This window comes from Pseudomonas sp. CP-1, from assembly GCF_021213715.1.
Classification (GTDB): domain Bacteria; phylum Pseudomonadota; class Gammaproteobacteria; order Pseudomonadales; family Pseudomonadaceae; genus Pseudomonas; species Pseudomonas aeruginosa.
Window position 1 is genome coordinate 101,796 of record NZ_JAJQKY010000019.1, and the last position, 16,696, is coordinate 118,491.

Annotated in this window: 13 protein-coding genes and 2 pseudogenes; 12 read left to right on the forward strand and 3 right to left on the reverse strand. The window is 67.6% G+C overall.

The window, feature by feature from the left end; all coding sequences use genetic code 11:
- Nucleotides 1–226 precede the first annotated feature (226 nt).
- From tssA to vgrG1a, 10 genes are all read left to right on the forward strand, one after another.
- A complete protein-coding gene (tssA, locus tag LT948_RS27000; RefSeq protein ID WP_023095024.1) occupies nucleotides 227–1,261 on the forward strand; it encodes a type VI secretion system protein TssA in 1,035 nt (344 codons plus the stop codon).
- 88 nt (nucleotides 1,262–1,349) lie between these two features.
- Nucleotides 1,350–1,868, forward strand: coding sequence for a type VI secretion system contractile sheath small subunit (gene tssB, locus LT948_RS27005; protein WP_003083666.1), 519 nt, complete (start codon nucleotides 1,350–1,352; stop codon nucleotides 1,866–1,868).
- 12 nt (nucleotides 1,869–1,880) lie between these two features.
- A complete protein-coding gene (gene tssC, locus LT948_RS27010) occupies nucleotides 1,881–3,377 on the forward strand; it encodes a type VI secretion system contractile sheath large subunit (protein ID WP_003111626.1) in 1,497 nt (498 codons plus the stop codon).
- 75 nt (nucleotides 3,378–3,452) lie between these two features.
- Nucleotides 3,453–3,941 (forward strand): type VI secretion system receptor/chaperone Hcp, encoded by a 489-nt coding sequence (gene hcp, locus LT948_RS27015; protein ID WP_003083670.1) that lies wholly within the window; start codon nucleotides 3,453–3,455, stop codon nucleotides 3,939–3,941.
- Between the two features lie 167 nt (nucleotides 3,942–4,108).
- Nucleotides 4,109–4,954, forward strand: a complete 846-nt coding sequence (tagJ, locus tag LT948_RS27020) for a type VI secretion system accessory protein TagJ (protein ID WP_003119488.1) — start codon at nucleotides 4,109–4,111, stop codon at nucleotides 4,952–4,954.
- Nucleotide 4,955: 1 nt separating this feature from the next.
- Nucleotides 4,956–5,465, forward strand: a complete 510-nt coding sequence (gene tssE, locus LT948_RS27025) for a type VI secretion system baseplate subunit TssE (RefSeq protein WP_003111625.1) — start codon at nucleotides 4,956–4,958, stop codon at nucleotides 5,463–5,465.
- Nucleotides 5,462–7,321, forward strand: coding sequence for a type VI secretion system baseplate subunit TssF (gene tssF / locus LT948_RS27030; RefSeq protein ID WP_003083676.1), 1,860 nt, complete (start codon nucleotides 5,462–5,464; stop codon nucleotides 7,319–7,321). The genes tssE and tssF overlap by 4 nt, the downstream gene beginning before the upstream one ends.
- A complete protein-coding gene (gene tssG, locus LT948_RS27035; RefSeq protein ID WP_023098300.1) occupies nucleotides 7,285–8,331 on the forward strand; it encodes a type VI secretion system baseplate subunit TssG in 1,047 nt (348 codons plus the stop codon). Before tssF ends, tssG begins: the two co-directional genes overlap by 37 nt.
- Complete coding sequence (tssH, locus tag LT948_RS27040; RefSeq protein ID WP_003136970.1) at nucleotides 8,324–11,032, forward strand: type VI secretion system ATPase TssH; 2,709 nt, start codon at nucleotides 8,324–8,326, stop codon at nucleotides 11,030–11,032. The genes tssG and tssH overlap by 8 nt, the downstream gene beginning before the upstream one ends.
- A 46-nt stretch (nucleotides 11,033–11,078) precedes the next feature.
- Nucleotides 11,079–13,010, forward strand: a complete 1,932-nt coding sequence (gene vgrG1a, locus LT948_RS27045) for a type VI secretion system spike protein VgrG1a (RefSeq protein ID WP_073646568.1) — start codon at nucleotides 11,079–11,081, stop codon at nucleotides 13,008–13,010.
- Nucleotides 13,011–13,124: 114 nt separating this feature from the next.
- Here vgrG1a and LT948_RS27050 read toward each other — a convergent pair whose 3' ends face one another.
- The 3 genes from LT948_RS27050 to eagT6 are packed head-to-tail and all read right to left on the reverse strand — an operon-like array spanning nucleotide 13,125 to nucleotide 15,148.
- A complete protein-coding gene (locus LT948_RS27050) occupies nucleotides 13,125–13,409 on the reverse strand; it encodes an immunity protein Tsi6 family protein (RefSeq protein WP_003104961.1) in 285 nt (94 codons plus the stop codon).
- Nucleotides 13,406–14,698: an NAD(P)+ glycohydrolase Tse6 gene (gene tse6, locus LT948_RS27055; protein ID WP_073657488.1), complete on the reverse strand. Its 1,293-nt coding sequence runs from the start codon at nucleotides 14,696–14,698 to the stop codon at nucleotides 13,406–13,408. The genes LT948_RS27050 and tse6 overlap by 4 nt, the downstream gene beginning before the upstream one ends.
- Nucleotides 14,699–14,713: 15 nt before the next feature.
- Nucleotides 14,714–15,148, reverse strand: coding sequence for a type VI secretion system effector EagT6 (eagT6, locus tag LT948_RS27060; RefSeq protein WP_003083692.1), 435 nt, complete (start codon nucleotides 15,146–15,148; stop codon nucleotides 14,714–14,716).
- A 253-nt stretch (nucleotides 15,149–15,401) separates the two neighbouring features.
- Between eagT6 and vgrG1b (LT948_RS33215) the strand changes: the two are divergent.
- Nucleotides 15,402–16,049: pseudogene (gene vgrG1b, locus LT948_RS33215) on the forward strand (type VI secretion system spike protein VgrG1b); the annotation flags it as partial.
- A gap of 14 nt (nucleotides 16,050–16,063) precedes the next feature.
- A pseudogene (gene vgrG1b, locus LT948_RS33220) lies at nucleotides 16,064–16,696 on the forward strand (type VI secretion system spike protein VgrG1b); the annotation flags it as partial.

Genomic DNA, 16,696 nt, shown 5'->3' on the forward strand with positions numbered 1-16,696 from the left:
ATAAAAGACTAATCCTACGTCTTTTAAAGATTTGTCCGATCTGCGGTGTCATGCAACTAGTGGCGTTGTGCCTTCCTTGACAAGCCTTGCGGCATGCCACAAGAATTTTGCCAACCTTTCGAGTCATCCGATATTCATCAATGGCTCCTACAAGATCCGACGGAGTGGATCTTACAAGCGAAGGTGAGGGCCGCGCAGCGGCTTCGATGATAGGGAGATCGTCACCGTGCTGGATGTACCCGTTTTGCTGGCTGCCGTATCCCCGGACTCGCCCTGTGGCGACGATCTGGAGTACGACGCCGCGTTCCTCGAACTCGAACGCATCGCCCAGGGCCAACCCGAGCGCCAGATGGGCGATGCCGTGCTGCCCGCCGAGCCGCCGGAGTGGCCGCGCGTACGCGCGCTGGCCAGCGAACTGTTCGGCCGTAGCAAGGACCTGCGGGTAGCCAACCTGCTGCTGCAGAGCAACGTCGCCCTCGACGGCCTGGACGGGCTCGCCGAAGGCCTGCTGCTGGTCCGCGAGCTGCTCGGCCAGTACTGGGACGGCGTCTATCCGTTGCTCGACGCCGATGACGACAACGACCCCACCTTCCGTATCAACGCCCTCACCGGCCTGGTCGCCGAACCGCTGCTGCAACTGGTCTGGGCGATCCCGCTGGTGCGCTCGCGGGCGTTCGGCCCGGTCAACCTGCGCGCCGCGCTGAACGCCGCCGGGCTGCAACGCTTCGCCAGCGAGACCCTGAGTCCCGAGCAGATCGCCGGCGCCTTCGCCGATGCCGACGCCGATGCGCTGGCCGCCACCCGGCGCGCCCTGGATGGCGCCCAGGAACATGCCCTGGCCATCGAGAGCGGCGTCGCCGAACGGGTCGGCTCGGCCCAGGGACTCGACCTCGGCCCCCTTCGTCAACTGCTGCGCCAGGCCCTCCAGGTGTTCGACCTGTACGGCCCGCAGGGCGCCGGCGAGCCCTTGGCGCCGGGCGCCGAAGCGGCCGCCGACGAGCAGGGGGGCGCCGCGCCTGTCGCAGCCGTCGCCGCGCCGGCACCGCGTGCCAGCGGCGAGATCGCCAACCGCGAAGACGTCCTGCGCCAGCTCGACCGCCTGCTCGAGTATTACGTTCGCCACGAGCCGTCGAGTCCGGTGCCGGTGCTGCTCAAGCGCGCCAAGACACTGGTGACGGCCGACTTCGCCGAAATCGTGAGGAATCTCATCCCCGATGGGATTTCCCAGTTCGAAACCCTGCGAGGCCCGGAAAGCGAGTAACGCCTAGCGGCCGTCCGGGCCAACGCTGCAAGCCGCCGGGGCGATTCCGACGGCGCTAACAACCGCCGTCGCGCGAGGGAGAAACAAGATGGGAAGCACTACCAGCAGTCAGAAGTTCATCGCCAGGAACCGGGCGCCACGCGTGCAGATCGAGTACGACGTGGAGCTGTACGGTGCCGAGAAGAAGGTCCAGCTGCCCTTCGTCATGGGCGTCATGGCCGACCTCGCCGGCAAGCCCGCCGAACCCCAGGCGGCGGTCGCCGACCGCAAGTTCCTGGAGATCGACGTGGACAACTTCGATGCCCGGCTGAAGGCGATGAAGCCGCGGGTGGCCTTCAACGTACCGAACGTGCTGACCGGCGAAGGCAACCTGAGCCTGGACATCACCTTCGAGAGCATGGACGACTTCAGCCCCGCCGCGGTGGCGCGCAAGGTCGATTCGCTGAACAAGCTGCTCGAGGCGCGTACCCAGCTGGCCAACCTGCTGACCTACATGGACGGCAAGACCGGCGCCGAGGAAATGATCATGAAGGCGATCAAGGACCCGGCCCTGCTTCAGGCCCTGGCCAGCGCGCCGAAGCCCAAAGACGACGAGCCGCAGGCGTAAGAGGATTCCAGCATGGCCGAATTGAGCACCGAGAACCTGGCCCAGGGCCAGACCACCACCGAGCAGACCAGCGAGTTCGCCAGCCTGCTGCTGCAGGAGTTCAAGCCCAAGACCGAGCGCGCCCGCGAAGCGGTGGAGACCGCCGTGCGGACCCTCGCCGAGCATGCCCTGGAGCAGACCAGCCTGATCTCCAACGACGCGATCAAGTCGATCGAGTCGATCATCGCGGCGCTTGACGCCAAGCTCACCGCGCAGGTCAACCTGATCATGCACCACGCCGACTTCCAGCAACTGGAAAGCGCCTGGCGCGGCCTGCACTACCTGGTCAACAACACCGAGACCGACGAGCAACTGAAGATCCGCGTGCTGAACATCTCCAAGCCGGAGCTGCACAAGACCCTGAAGAAATTCAAGGGCACCACCTGGGACCAGAGCCCGATCTTCAAGAAGCTCTACGAAGAGGAATACGGCCAGTTCGGCGGCGAGCCCTATGGCTGCCTGGTCGGCGACTACTACTTCGACCAGTCGCCGCCGGACGTCGAGCTGCTCGGCGAGATGGCGAAGATCTCCGCCGCCATGCACGCGCCGTTCATCTCCGCCGCCTCGCCGACGGTGATGGGCATGGGTTCCTGGCAGGAGCTGTCCAACCCGCGCGACCTGACCAAGATCTTCACCACCCCGGAATACGCCGGCTGGCGTTCGCTGCGCGAGTCCGAGGACTCCCGCTACATCGGCCTGACCATGCCGCGCTTCCTGGCGCGCCTGCCCTACGGGGCGAAGACCGATCCGGTGGAAGAGTTCGCCTTCGAGGAAGAAACCGACGGCGCCGACAGCAGCAAGTACGCCTGGGCCAACTCGGCCTACGCGATGGCGGTCAACATCAACCGCTCCTTCAAGCTCTACGGCTGGTGCTCGCGGATCCGTGGCGTCGAGTCCGGCGGCGAGGTGCAGGGCCTGCCGGCGCACACCTTCCCCACCGACGACGGCGGCGTGGACATGAAGTGCCCGACCGAGATCGCCATTTCCGACCGCCGCGAGGCGGAGCTGGCGAAGAACGGCTTCATGCCGCTGCTGCACAAGAAGAACACCGACTTCGCCGCCTTCATCGGCGCGCAGTCGCTGCAGAAACCCGCCGAGTACGACGATCCGGACGCTACCGCCAACGCCAACCTGGCGGCGCGCCTGCCCTACCTGTTCGCCACCTGCCGCTTCGCCCATTACCTGAAGTGCATCGTTCGCGACAAGATCGGTTCCTTCAAGGAGAAGGACGAGATGCAGCGCTGGCTGCAGGACTGGATCCTCAACTATGTCGACGGCGACCCGGCCCACTCCACCGAGACCACCAAGGCCCAGCACCCGCTGGCGGCGGCCGAAGTGGTGGTGGAGGAAGTCGAAGGCAACCCGGGTTACTACAACTCGAAGTTCTTCCTTCGCCCGCACTACCAGCTCGAGGGACTGACGGTATCGCTACGCCTGGTATCCAAGCTGCCTTCGGCCAAAGAGGCCTGAGGCATTCAACGACAGCGCCTGCCATGGTGGCGGGCGCTTGCATAGCGTAGTGGCGCGAGCCACACGGGAGGAAAGATGGCTGTTGATATGTTCATCAAGATCGGCGACGTCAAGGGTGAGTCCAAGGACAAGACTCACGCCGAGGAAATCGACGTGCTGGCATGGAGCTGGGGCATGTCCCAGTCCGGGTCGATGCACATGGGCGGTGGCGGCGGCGCCGGCAAGGTCAACGTGCAGGACCTGTCGTTCACCAAGTACATCGACAAGTCCACGCCCAACCTGATGATGGCCTGCTCCAGCGGCAAGCACTATCCGCAGGCGAAGCTGACCATCCGCAAGGCCGGCGGCGAGAACCAGGTCGAGTACCTGATCATCACCCTGAAGGAAGTCCTGGTGTCCTCGGTGAGCACCGGCGGCAGCGGTGGCGAGGATCGCCTGACCGAGAACGTGACCCTGAACTTCGCCCAGGTCCAGGTCGACTACCAGCCGCAGAAGGCGGATGGTGCGAAGGACGGCGGTCCGGTCAAGTACGGCTGGAACATCCGCCAGAACGTGCAGGCCTGATGAGCCGGCTGCCGGTCATGGCGTGGCCAGGCCATGCCGTGGCCGGTGCGAGCGCCCGCCATGCCGGGTGCGGAAGGCGCGCGCGGCGCGCCGCGGACCTCGTCCGCCCGACCTCCTGCCGGAGGTACTGAATTCCACCGGGTCGTCCGTCGCGTCCGCCGGGCGCCATGGCCGACCCTTCATTCGCATCCGGGCGCCTGGGCTCCCGGCTACAGGGAAGTATCGCGATGATCGCCGAAGAACTGTTGCGCGCCGGGCGCCTGGACGATGCCTTGAAAGCCTTGCAGGAACAGGTGCGCAGCCAGCCGTCGAACGCCACCCTGCGGATCTTCCTGTTCCAGCTGCTGGCCGTGATGGGCCAGTGGGCGCGGGCGCAGAACCAGCTCAAGGTGGTCGGCGAACTGGATGCCTCGGCGCTGCCGATGGTACAGACCTACTCCACCGCCATCGACTGCGAGGCGCTGCGCCGCGAGGTGTTCGCCGGGCGCCTGACGCCGGTGATCCTCGGCCAGCCGGCGGAATGGATCGCGCCGCTGTTGCAGGCCCTGAGCCTGGACGCCGAGGGCCATGGCGAGGCCGCCCAGGCCCTGCGCGAGCAGGCCTTCGACGCCGCGCCGGCGGTGCCCGGGCGGATCGGCGAAGCGCCGTTCGCCTGGCTGGCGGATGCCGACACGCGCCTCGGTCCGGTGCTCGAGGTAATCGTCAACGGTCGCTATGCCTGGTTGCCGATGAGCAACCTGCGCAGCCTCAAGGTCGAGGCGCCGAGCGACCTGCGCGACCTGGTCTGGCTGCCGGCCGAACTGACCCTGGCCAACGGTGGCGCCACCGTCGCGCTGCTGCCGGCGCGCTACGCGGAAACCGTCGAGCACGGCGACGACGCCGCGCGCCTGGGGCGCAAGACCGAATGGCTGGATAGCGGCCTGCCGGTCGGCCAGCGGCTGTTCGTCACCGATGCCGGCGAGACCGCGCTGTTCGACCTGCGTGAGCTGGACTTCGAGCCGACGGACGCCTGACATGGCCGAACTGACCCTCCAGGAGCGCCTGCAGCCGTCGCTGCTCGACCGCCTCACCGACGACGAGCCGGGCAACCTCAAGGAAGCCGCGGAGCGCCGGGTGCTGACCCTGAGCCAGCTGAAGGCCTCGGTGCTGCGCGACCTGGCGTGGCTGTTCAACACCACTTCGCTGTTCGACCACGGCCCCGCCGCACGGATGCCGGCCGGCAACTCGGTGCTCAACTACGGGCTGCCGGCGCTGGCCGGGCACACCGCGTCGAGCGTCGACGTGCATGCCATCGAGGCGCTGCTCACCGAGACCATCGCCACCTTCGAGCCGCGCATCATCCGTTCTTCGCTGCGGGTGCGCGCGCAACTGCTGCCCGGCGAGATGGACCACAACGCCCTGAGCTTCGAGATCGAGGGTGATCTCTGGGCCGAACCGGCGCCGCTGCGCCTGCTGCTGACCACCAACCTGGACCTGGAGACCGGCCACGTGCGCGTCGCCCAGGGCGAGCGGAGGCGTACATGAACCCGCGCCTGCTCGAGTACTACAACCAGGAATTGCAACACATCCGCGAAAGCGCCGCGGAGTTCGCCGAGGAGTTCCCGAAGATCGCCGGGCGCCTGTCGCTGTCCGGCTTCGAGTGCGCCGACCCCTACGTCGAGCGCCTGCTGGAAGGTTTCGCCTATCTCACCGCGCGGGTCCAGCTGAAGCTCGACGCGGAGTACCCGACCTTCACCCACAACCTGCTGGAAATCGCCTACCCGCACTACCTGGCGCCGACTCCGTCGATGACCGTGGTGCAGCTGCGCCCGGACCCCAACGAAGGCGCCCTGAGCAGCGGCTTCAGCGTCGAGCGCGGGGCCTCCCTGCGCGGCCAGCTCGGCCCCGATGACCAGACCGCCTGCGAATACCGCACCGCCCACCCGGTGACCCTGTGGCCGTTGGAAGTGGCCCAGGCCGACTACTTCGGCAATCCCGCCGCGGTGCTCGGCCGCCTCGCCGCCAGCGAGCCGCGGGCCAAGGCCGGCCTGCGCATCCGCCTGCGCAGCGGCGCCGGTATCCCGTTCGACAGCCTGTCGCTGGACGCCCTGCCGCTCTACCTGCACGGCGCCGACGAACAACCCTACCGCCTCTACGAACAATTGCTCGGCAACGCCTGCGCGGTGTTCGTCCGCGCCCCGGACAATGCCTGGGTCGAACGCCTGCCGACGAGCAGCCTGCGTGCGCGTGGCTTCGACGACGAGGACGCGCTGCTGCCGGTGGTGCCGCGGGCGTTCCAGGGTTACCGCCTGCTGCAGGAATACTTTGCCCTGCCGGCGCGCTTCCTGTTCGTCGAGTTCTCCGGCCTGAACCGCGCCCTGCGTCGATGCCACGGCGAGGAGCTGGAACTGGTCGTGCTGTTCGGCAAGCACGACCAGCGCCTGGAGGGCACGGTGGACGCGGAGCAACTGGTGCCGTTCTGCACCCCGGCGATCAACCTGTTCCCGCGCCGCTGCGACCGCATCCACCTGTCCGACCGGGTCAACGAGCATCACGTGATCGTCGACCGCACCCGTCCGCTGGATTTCGAGGTGCATTCGCTGCAACAGGTGAGCGGCCACGGCAGCGGTCCGGAGCAACCCTTCCAACCGTTCTACGCGGTGCGCGACCCGGCGCGCTACGGCCGCGAGCAGGCCTACTTCAGCGTGCGCCGCGAACCGCGCGTGCTGTCCAGCAAGCAGCGGCGCAAGGGCCCGCGCTCGACCTACGTCGGCAGCGAGACCTTCGTCGCCCTGGTCGACGCCAACCAGGCGCCCTATCGCCACGACCTGCGCCAGCTCGGCATCGCCGCGCTGTGCACCAACCGCGACCTGCCGCTGTTCATGCCGATCGGCGCGCACAAGAGCGACTTCACCCTGGAGGACAGCGCCCCGGTCATGCAGGTGCGCTGCCTCGCCGGACCGAGCCGGCCGCGCGCCAGCCGTGCCCACGATGCCAGCGCCTGGCGGCTGATCAGCCAGCTGTCGCTGAACTACCTGTCGCTGGCCGAGCGCGGCCAGGGCGCCGCCGCCCTGCGCGAGCTGCTGCGGCTCTACGGCGACAGCGGCGATCCGGCGCTGCAACTGCAGATCGAGGGCCTGCGCGAGGTCAGCAGCAAGCCTTGCACGCGGCGCCTGCCGATGCCCGGGCCGATCGTCTTCGGCCGTGGCCTGGAGATCACCCTGGACTTCGACGAGAACGCGTTCCGCGGCACCGGGGTGTTCCTCCTCGGCGCCGTGTTCGAGCGCTTCCTGGCACGCTACGTGTCGATCAACAGCTTTACCGAGACGGTGCTGCGCACCGGCGAACGGGGCGAGGTGATGAGATGGCAGGCGAAGCCGGGCAGCCGTCCGAACCTCTGAACCTGCTCGCCGGGATGGCGGCGGCGCCCTGGGACTACGACTTCTTCCAGGCGCTGCGGCGCATCGAGTGCGAGTCGCCGCAACTGCCGCGCCTCGGTCATTCGGTGCGGCTGGCGGACGATCCGCTGCGCCTCGGGCAGAAGCCCGACTGTACCTTCGCGCCTTCGACCCTGGCCTCGGTGAGCCACATCGGCACCGCCGCGACGCCGCGCCTGGACCAGTTCTTCTTCGGCCTCACCGGCCCCAACGGGCCGCTGCCGCTGCACCTCACCGAATACGCCCGGGAACGCCAGCGCAACGTCAACGACGCGACCTTCAAGCGCTTCATGGACGTCTTCCACCACCGCCTGCTGACCCTGTTCTACCGGGCCTGGGCGGAGGCGCGGCCGGAGATCAGCCACGACCGGATCGACGACGACTACTGGTCGGCGCGTCTCGCCGCGCTCTCCGGGCGCGGCATGCCGAGCCTGCGGGGGCGCGAGCCGCTGGCGGACACCGCACGCTACTACTACACCGGCCACCTCGCCGCGCAGACCCGCTACCCGGACGGCCTGCGGGTGATCCTCGCGGAGTATTTCGAGGTCCCGGTGGCGGTCGAGGAATACGTCGGCCAATGGCTGGAGCTGCCCGAGCGCAGCCGCCTCGGCGTCGACTCGACGAGCCTGGGCATGGACGTCTGCCTGGGCACCCACGTCTGGGACCGCCAGCACAAGTTCCGCCTGCGCCTGGGGCCGCTGGACCTCGATCAATACCAGCGCTTCCTGCCCGACGGCGACCACTTCGTCGAGCTGGCCGCCTGGGTCGCCGAATACCTGGGCGAGGAGCTGGACTGGGACGTCAACCTGGTCCTGCAACGCCACGAAGTACCCCCGCTGGGCCTGCAGGGCGGCGGGCGGCTCGGTTTCAACACCTGGCTGGGCGATCCCGGCCAGGACGCCAGGGATCTACTGCTGGCCCGCCAGTACGCCACTGCGCGGCCGCACGAGCACAAGGAGAAGGAACATGAGTGAGATCAGTCGCGTTGCGCTGTTCGGCAAGCTGAACAGCCTGGCCTACAAGGCCATCGAGGCCGCCACGGTATTCTGCAAGCTGCGCGGCAATCCCTATGTCGAGCTGGTGCACTGGTTCCACCAGATCCTCCAGTTGCCGGACTCGGACCTGCACCAGATCGTCCGCCAGTCCGGGATCGACCCGGCGCGCCTGGCCAAGGACCTGACCGAGGCCCTCGACCGCCTGCCGCGCGGCTCGACCTCGATCACCGACCTGTCCTCCCATGTCGAGGAAGCGGTGGAGCGCGGCTGGGTCTATGGCAGCCTGATGTTCGGCGAGAGCCAGGTGCGCACCGGCTACCTGGTGATCGGCATCCTCAAGACGCCGAGCCTGCGCCATGCCCTCACCGGGCTGTCGGCGGAATTCGCCAAGCTCAAGGTCGAGGCGCTCACCGAGCGCTTCGACGAGTACGTCGGCGCCTCGCCGGAGAACGGCCTGTCGGCCAGCGACGGCTTCAACGCCGGCGCCGCCCCGGGCGAGGCCAGCGGCGCCCTGGCGCCGAGCGCGATGGGCAAGCAGGAGGCGCTCAAGCGCTTTACCGTGGACCTCACCGAGCAGGCCCGCAGCGGCAAGCTCGACCCCATCGTCGGGCGTGACGAGGAGATCCGCCAGTTGGTGGACATCCTCATGCGCCGCCGGCAGAACAACCCGATCCTCACCGGCGAGGCCGGCGTCGGCAAGACCGCGGTGGTGGAAGGCTTCGCCCTGCGCATCGTCGCCGGCGACGTCCCGCCGGCGCTGAAGGACGTCGAACTGCGCGCCCTCGACGTCGGCCTGCTGCAGGCCGGGGCGAGCATGAAGGGCGAGTTCGAGCAGCGCCTGCGCCAGGTGATCGAAGACGTGCAGAGTTCCGAGAAGCCGATCATCCTGTTCATCGACGAAGCCCACACCCTGGTCGGCGCCGGCGGCGCGGCCGGCACCGGCGACGCCGCCAACCTGCTCAAGCCGGCCCTGGCGCGCGGCACCCTGCGCACCGTGGCGGCGACCACCTGGGCCGAGTACAAGAAGCACATCGAGAAGGACCCGGCGCTGACCCGGCGTTTCCAGGTGGTGCAGGTGGACGAGCCGTCCGAGCACAAGGCCATCCTGATGATGCGCGGCGTCGCGTCGACCATGGAGAAGCACCACCAGGTGCAGATCCTCGACGAGGCGCTGGAGGCGGCGGTCCGGCTGTCGCACCGCTACATCCCGGCGCGCCAACTGCCGGACAAGTCGGTGAGCCTGCTGGATACCGCCTGCGCGCGCACCGCCATCAGCCTGCACGCGGTGCCGGCCGAGGTCGACGATAGCCGCCGGCGCATCGAGGCGCTGGAAACCGAGCTGGCGATCATCCGCCGCGAGAGCGCCATCGGCGTCGCCACCGCCGAACGCCAGCGCAACGCCGAGACCCTGCTGGCCGAGGAGCGCGAGCGCCTGGCCGCCCTGGAGCAGCGCTGGGCCGAGGAAAAACGCCTGGTCGACGAACTGCTGGAGACCCGCGCCCGTCTGCGCGCCGCCGCCGAAGCGGTGGACGCCGGCGGCGCGCCGCTGGGCGAAGGCGAGGCGCGTCTCGACGAGGAACAGCGCCAGGCGCTGCATGCGCGGCTGGCCGAACTGCAGGCGCAACTGAGCGCGTTGCAGGGCGAAGAGCCGCTGATCCTGCCGACCGTGGACTACCAGGCGGTGGCCTCGGTGGTCGCCGACTGGACCGGCATCCCGGTCGGCCGCATGGCGCGCAACGAGATCGACACCGTGCTCAACCTCGACCGGCACCTGAAGAAGCGCATCATCGGCCAGGACCACGCGCTGGAGATGATCGCCAAGCGCATCCAGACTTCCCGCGCCGGCCTCGACAACCCGAGCAAGCCGATCGGCGTGTTCATGCTCGCCGGCACCTCCGGGGTGGGCAAGACCGAGACCGCGCTGGCGCTGGCCGAGGCCATGTACGGCGGCGAGCAGAATGTCATCACCATCAACATGAGCGAGTTCCAGGAAGCCCACACCGTCTCCACCCTCAAGGGCGCCCCGCCCGGCTACATCGGCTACGGCGAGGGTGGCGTGCTGACCGAGGCGGTACGCCGCAAGCCCTACAGCGTGGTGCTGCTGGATGAAGTGGAGAAGGCCCACCCGGATGTCCACGAGATCTTCTTCCAGGTCTTCGACAAGGGCGTGATGGAGGACGGCGAAGGCCGGGTGATCGACTTCAAGAACACCCTGATCCTGCTCACCACCAACGCCGGCACCGAGATGATCGCCAGCCTCTGCGCCGATCCGGAACTGATGCCCGAGCCGGAAGCCATCGCCAAGTCGCTGCGCGAACCGCTGCTGAAGATCTTCCCGCCGGCGCTGCTCGGCCGCCTGGTGACCATCCCCTACTACCCGCTCAGCGACGACATGCTCAAGGCCATTTCGCGCCTGCAACTGGGGCGGATCAAGAAGCGCGTGGAGGCGACCCACAAGGTGCCGTTCGAGTTCGACGAGGGCGTCGTCGACCTGATCGTCTCGCGCTGCACCGAGACCGAGAGCGGCGGCCGGATGATCGACGCGATCCTCACCAACACGCTGTTGCCGGACATGAGCCGCGAGTTCCTCACCCGCATGCTCGAAGGCAAGCCGTTGGCCGGGGTACGTATCAGTAGCCGCGACAACCAGTTCCACTACGACTTCGCCGAGGCCGAGTGACAACCGGCGACACGCAGAGCAGTAGAAGGAACCGTCGATGGGATTGATGCAACTGACCCGCCTGGTCCAGGTGGATTGCCCGCTGGGGCCGGACGTGCTGCTGTTGCAGCGCATGGAGGGACGCGAGGAACTGGGACGGTTGTTCGCCTACGAGCTGCACCTGGTCTCGGAAAACCCCAACCTGCCGCTGGAACAGCTGCTCGGCAAGCCGATGAGCCTGTCCCTGGAGCTGCCCGGCGGCAGCCGGCGCTTCTTCCACGGCATCGTCGCGCGTTGCAGCCAGGTGGCCGGGCACGGCCAGTTCGCCGGCTACCAGGCCACCCTGCGGCCCTGGCCGTGGCTGCTGACGCGTACCTCGGACTGCCGCATCTTCCAGAACCAGAGCGTGCCGGAGATCATCAAGCAGGTGTTCCGCGACCTCGGCTTTTCCGATTTCGAGGATGCCCTCACGCGCCCCTACCGCGAGTGGGAATACTGCGTGCAGTACCGCGAGAGCAGCTTCGACTTCATCAGCCGGCTGATGGAACAGGAGGGCATCTACTACTGGTTCCGCCATGAGCAGAAGCGCCACATCCTGGTGCTCTCCGACGCCTACGGCGCGCATCGCAGCCCGGGTGGCTACGCCAGCGTGCCTTACTACCCGCCGACCCTCGGCCATCGCGAGCGCGACCACTTCTTCGACTGGCAGATGGCACGCGAGGTCCAGCCCGGTTCGCTGACCCTCAACGACTACGACTTCCAGCGCCCCGGCGCGCGCCTGGAGGTGCGTTCGAACATCGCCCGGCCGCACGCGGCGGCCGACTACCCGCTGTACGACTATCCCGGCGAATACGTGCAGAGCCAGGACGGCGAGCAGTACGCGCGCAACCGCATCGAGGCGATCCAGGCGCAGCACGAGCGCGTGCGCCTGCGCGGCGTGGTGCGCGGGATCGGCGCCGGGCACCTGTTCCGCCTGAGCGGCTATCCGCGCGATGACCAGAACCGCGAGTACCTGGTGGTCGGCGCCGAATACCGGGTGGTCCAGGAACTCTACGAAACCGGCAGCGGCGGCGCCGGCTCGCAGTTCGAGAGCGAGCTGGACTGCATCGACGCCAGCCAGTCGTTCCGTCTCCTGCCGCAGACTCCGGTACCGGTGGTGCGGGGTCCGCAGACTGCGGTGGTGGTCGGGCCCAAGGGCGAGGAGATCTGGACCGACCAGTACGGCCGGGTCAAGGTGCACTTCCACTGGGATCGCCACGACCAGTCGAACGAGAACAGCTCCTGCTGGATTCGCGTGTCCCAGGCCTGGGCCGGGAAGAACTGGGGTTCGATGCAGATCCCGCGGATCGGCCAGGAAGTGATCGTCAGCTTCCTCGAAGGCGACCCGGACCGGCCGATCATCACCGGGCGGGTCTACAACGCCGAGCAGACGGTGCCCTACGAGCTGCCGGCGAACGCCACCCAGAGCGGGATGAAGAGCCGTTCGAGCAAGGGCGGCACGCCGGCCAACTTCAACGAGATCCGCATGGAGGACAAGAAGGGCGCCGAGCAGTTATACATCCACGCCGAGCGCAACCAGGACAACCTGGTCGAGAACGATGCCTCGCTGTCGGTCGGCCACGACCGCAACAAGAGCATCGGCCACGACGAGCTGGCGCGCATCGGCAACAACCGCACCCGCGCGGTGAAGCTCAACGACACCCTGTTGGTGGGCGGGGCGAAGAGCGACAGCGTCACCGGCACCTACCTGATCGAGGCCGGCGCGCAGATCCGCCTGGTCTGCGGCAAGAGCGTGGTGGAGTTCAACGCCGACGGCACCATCAATATCTCCGGCAGCGCCTTCAACCTCTACGCCAGCGGCAACGGCAACATCGACACCGGCGGCCGCCTCGACCTCAATTCCGGCGGCGCCAGCGAGGTCGACGCCAAGGGCAAGGGCGTGCAGGGCACCATCGACGGCCAGGTACAGGCGATGTTTCCGCCGCCGGCGAAGGGCTGAGGCGGCGGCATCCTGGCTGCCCGCCCTTGGGCGGGACGCCGCGGGAGCCTTGACGATTCGCGCATGTCCTCGCCAGGCAGAAGCGGCGGTCGCTCAAGACCGATGGTGTTGCGCTCAGGGCAGATCGACTTTCAGGCCGCGGCCAGTGCGTATACCGACGTAGTAGGCGTCCTTGAGGGCCCTGGAGAGTTCCGGGTCGGTTTCGTCGAATTCCTTCACGGCGATGCTGCCGAGGGTCAACCGGTGCAGTGCGGAACGATCCAGGCTGCGGTCGAGCAGGACGGACCTGATGTACTGCAATTGCTTTTCCGCGGACAGCAGGACCTCGTATCCCGGATAGCGGGCCAGCCGGTCGACGACCAGCGCCAGAGCGCGGTCGATGTATTCGATGGGTGTCATGATCCCTCCCGGGGAAGCAGACCGAAGGAGCCTTTCTCGTTGGAGAACAGTTGTTGCGCGCCGCCTTTGGCGGGATATGACTGTCCCTTTACCGACCAGAAGTCATCGGTCGGCGCAGCGGTGCTGCGCAGGACCTCGACCTTCTGGGTCGTCCTGTAGGAGTTGAGGACCTTGGGTTCGATGGTGTTCGCCGCCCGGTTGGTGCCCATGGGGTTGATTCCCAGCTCCGTGGGCTGCACGCGCGGGCTGAGTGTATACCAGTTGCCCTGCGGCGCTCCGGGGGACTGGTACTGCCACAGGTTCTTGCCGGGCGCGAGGGTTTCCACACGGACCGGATGGTTGAAGTCCAGGCCGTTCATGTACGACTCGGCATCGGCAGGATCGATGTCCTTCGACTTGAAGAACTTGGCGGCGGTTTCACGATTCCCGCGGTAGTTGATGTCGTGGTCGAGGTTGCCGGAACGACCGAACTTGTTGTTCAGGTAGGCGCGTCGTTGCACGGTTTCGGAGGTCACCGCTGCCGGACGACGACCGGCGAGTTTCGGCCCGAAGCCCAGCAATGCCATCCCCGCCACGCCCTGGAACAGGTCGCGGTAGCCGGGACCGAGGCGGTCGCCGAGGTCGCCGAGCAGGGCCATGCCGCCCATCATCAGGCCGCCGATGGCGACCACTCCAACCAGCGCCGCGACCCCGGCCATCGCCGCCAGCAGCAGGCCGCCGGCAAGGGCCGCCAGGCCCAGCGCCTCGAGGCCGGTGTGCAGCCATTCCTCCAGATCGAGGACGAAGGCCACCCGCTCGGTGGGGCCGCCGATGAAGGTGTTCTGGCTGCCGGTCTTGATGTGCGCGCCGCAGACCATCTTGCTCTGCAGGCGCGCCGCCGGCTTGCCGTTGATGTACACGGTGGCGCTGCCTTCGGCGATCAGCACCGGGAACGGCCACAGCGGATGGTTCAGCGGCAGGCCGCTGCAGGTGGCGGAGACGTCGTCGCCGGCGCGCATCGCGTTGCGACTGTTCACGTAGACGTTGAAGCTGCCGCGTATGAGCACCCCGGTGGTCGGCTCGGGTAGCTCGAAGATGGTGGTCAGGCCCTTGACGATCTGGAACATCGACAGCCCGCCGGCGGCGATCGAACCGGCCAGGATCACCGCGGCCAGGCCGCCGGTGGCGGCGGTGGCGGCGACCACGGCGGCGCCGATCAGGGCTCCGGCCACGGCTCCGGCGACCATCGCGGCGACACCGAAACCGTGGGCTATCTCATCGCCCAGTCGGGCGGCGGCTTGCGCATCCATGCGTCGGTACTCGGATCAGCTAGGGGTCGGGCGCGGGACCAGGGTCTGCATCGCCTGCTTCCAGGCCGGCTCGTGGTGCGGCAGGTCAGCCGGGGTGGTGGTCAGGGTGGTGATCAGCACCGCCGGGCGGCGCTCGATGAATACCTGGCGCAGCATCAGGTCGCGGCCCTCGCGCTGCCACTGGTAGTCGAGGAGCACGGCGGCGTGGCCGTGGATGTTGATGTCCCAGCGCTTGTGCAGCTTGAAGCCGGGCAATTGCTTCTCGGCGTTTTCCAGTTGGCGGGCGACATAGTCGGCGAACGGCGCGTCGCCCTGGCTGGCGTCGCGGCTGATGACGAAACTGGCTTCGCGGGCGGGGCCGCTGGCGGGGAGCTTGAAGATGTTGATGCTCTGGTCCTGCCAGGCATCGGGAATCTCGAGATCGGCTTCGTGGAGGCGATAGAGCGTCACTGTGTTAACCCCTTCCCTAGGATTCTGAGTGAGTCATTGCTGGACAAAAGCTTTACGGAATGTTGCTCGCGAATCAAGGCTTTCCTGGCCCGAAGCGGCCTTTCGTGATGGCCTTCTGCCTGTTCGCCGTCGGTCGGGGCGCTCGTCGGAATCTGTGTCACGCATCTCCCCTTTCCACCGCATCCGCGCCTATGCTGCTTGGGTGGTGCCGCTCCAACGGCGCCAGTGATGGACGTGGATCAAGGATGATTTCATGGCACTTGCGCAACAGACCCGCCTGGTCCGGGTCGACAGTCCGCTCGGCGCGGAGGTCCTGCAATTGCAGCGAATGGAGGGTCGCGAAGAGCTCGGCCGGCCGTTCGCCTACGAGCTGGAACTGATCTCGGAAAACCCCGACCTGCCACTCGACGGGCTGCTGGGCAAGCCGGCCAGCCTGGCGTTGGAACTGCACGACGGCAGCCGGCGGCATTTCCACGGCATCGTCGCCGCTTGCAGCCAGGGATCCGGCAACGGCCAGTTCGCCAGCTACCAGGTCACCCTGCGCCCCTGGCTGTGGCTGCTGACGCGCACCTCCGACTGCCGCATCTTCCAGAACCAGAAGGTCCCGGACATCATCAAGCAGGTGTTCCGCGACCTCGGCTTCTCCGACTTCGAGGACGCCCTGAGCCGCTCCTACCGCGAGTGGGAATACTGCGTGCAGTACCGCGAGACCAGTTTCGACTTCGTCAGCCGGCTGATGGAGCAGGAAGGCATCTACTACTGGTTCCGCCATGAGCAGAGCCGCCACATCCTGGTGCTCTCCGACGCCTACGGCGCGCACCAGAGCCCGCCGAACTACGCCAGCGTGCCCTACTACCCGCCGACCCTGGAACAGCGCGAGCGCGACCATTTCTACGACTGGCACATGGCGCGCNTGAGCAGAGCCGCCACATCCTGGTGCTCTCCGACGCCTACGGCGCGCACCAGAGCCCGCCGAACTACGCCAGCGTGCCCTACTACCCGCCGACCCTGGAACAGCGCGAGCGCGACCATTTCTACGACTGGCACATGGCGCGCGAGGTGCAGTCCGGCTCACTGAGCCTCAACGACTACGACTTCCAGCGTCCCGGCGCGCGCCTGGAGGTGCGTTCGAACATCGCCCGCTCGCACGCGGCGGCCGACTACCCGCTGTACGACTACCCCGGCGAATACGTGCAGAGCCAGGACGGCGAGCAGTACGCGCGGACCCGTATCGAAGCCTTGCAGGCGCGCTACGAACGGGTGCGCCTGCGCGGCCGCGCCCGCGGCCTCGGTTCGGGCCACCTGTTCAAGCTCAGCGGCTACCCGCGCGAGGACCAGAACCGCGAGTACCTGGTGGTCGGTGCCGATTACCGGGTGGTCCAGGAACTCTACGAGACCGGCGGCGGCGGGGTGGGCGCGCAGTTCGAAAGCGAGCTGGACTGCATCGATGCCGGCCAGGCCTACCGCCCCTTGCCGACCACTCCGCTGCCGATCGTCCGTGGCCCGCAGACTGCGGTGGTGGTCGGGCCCAAGGGCGAGGAGATCTGG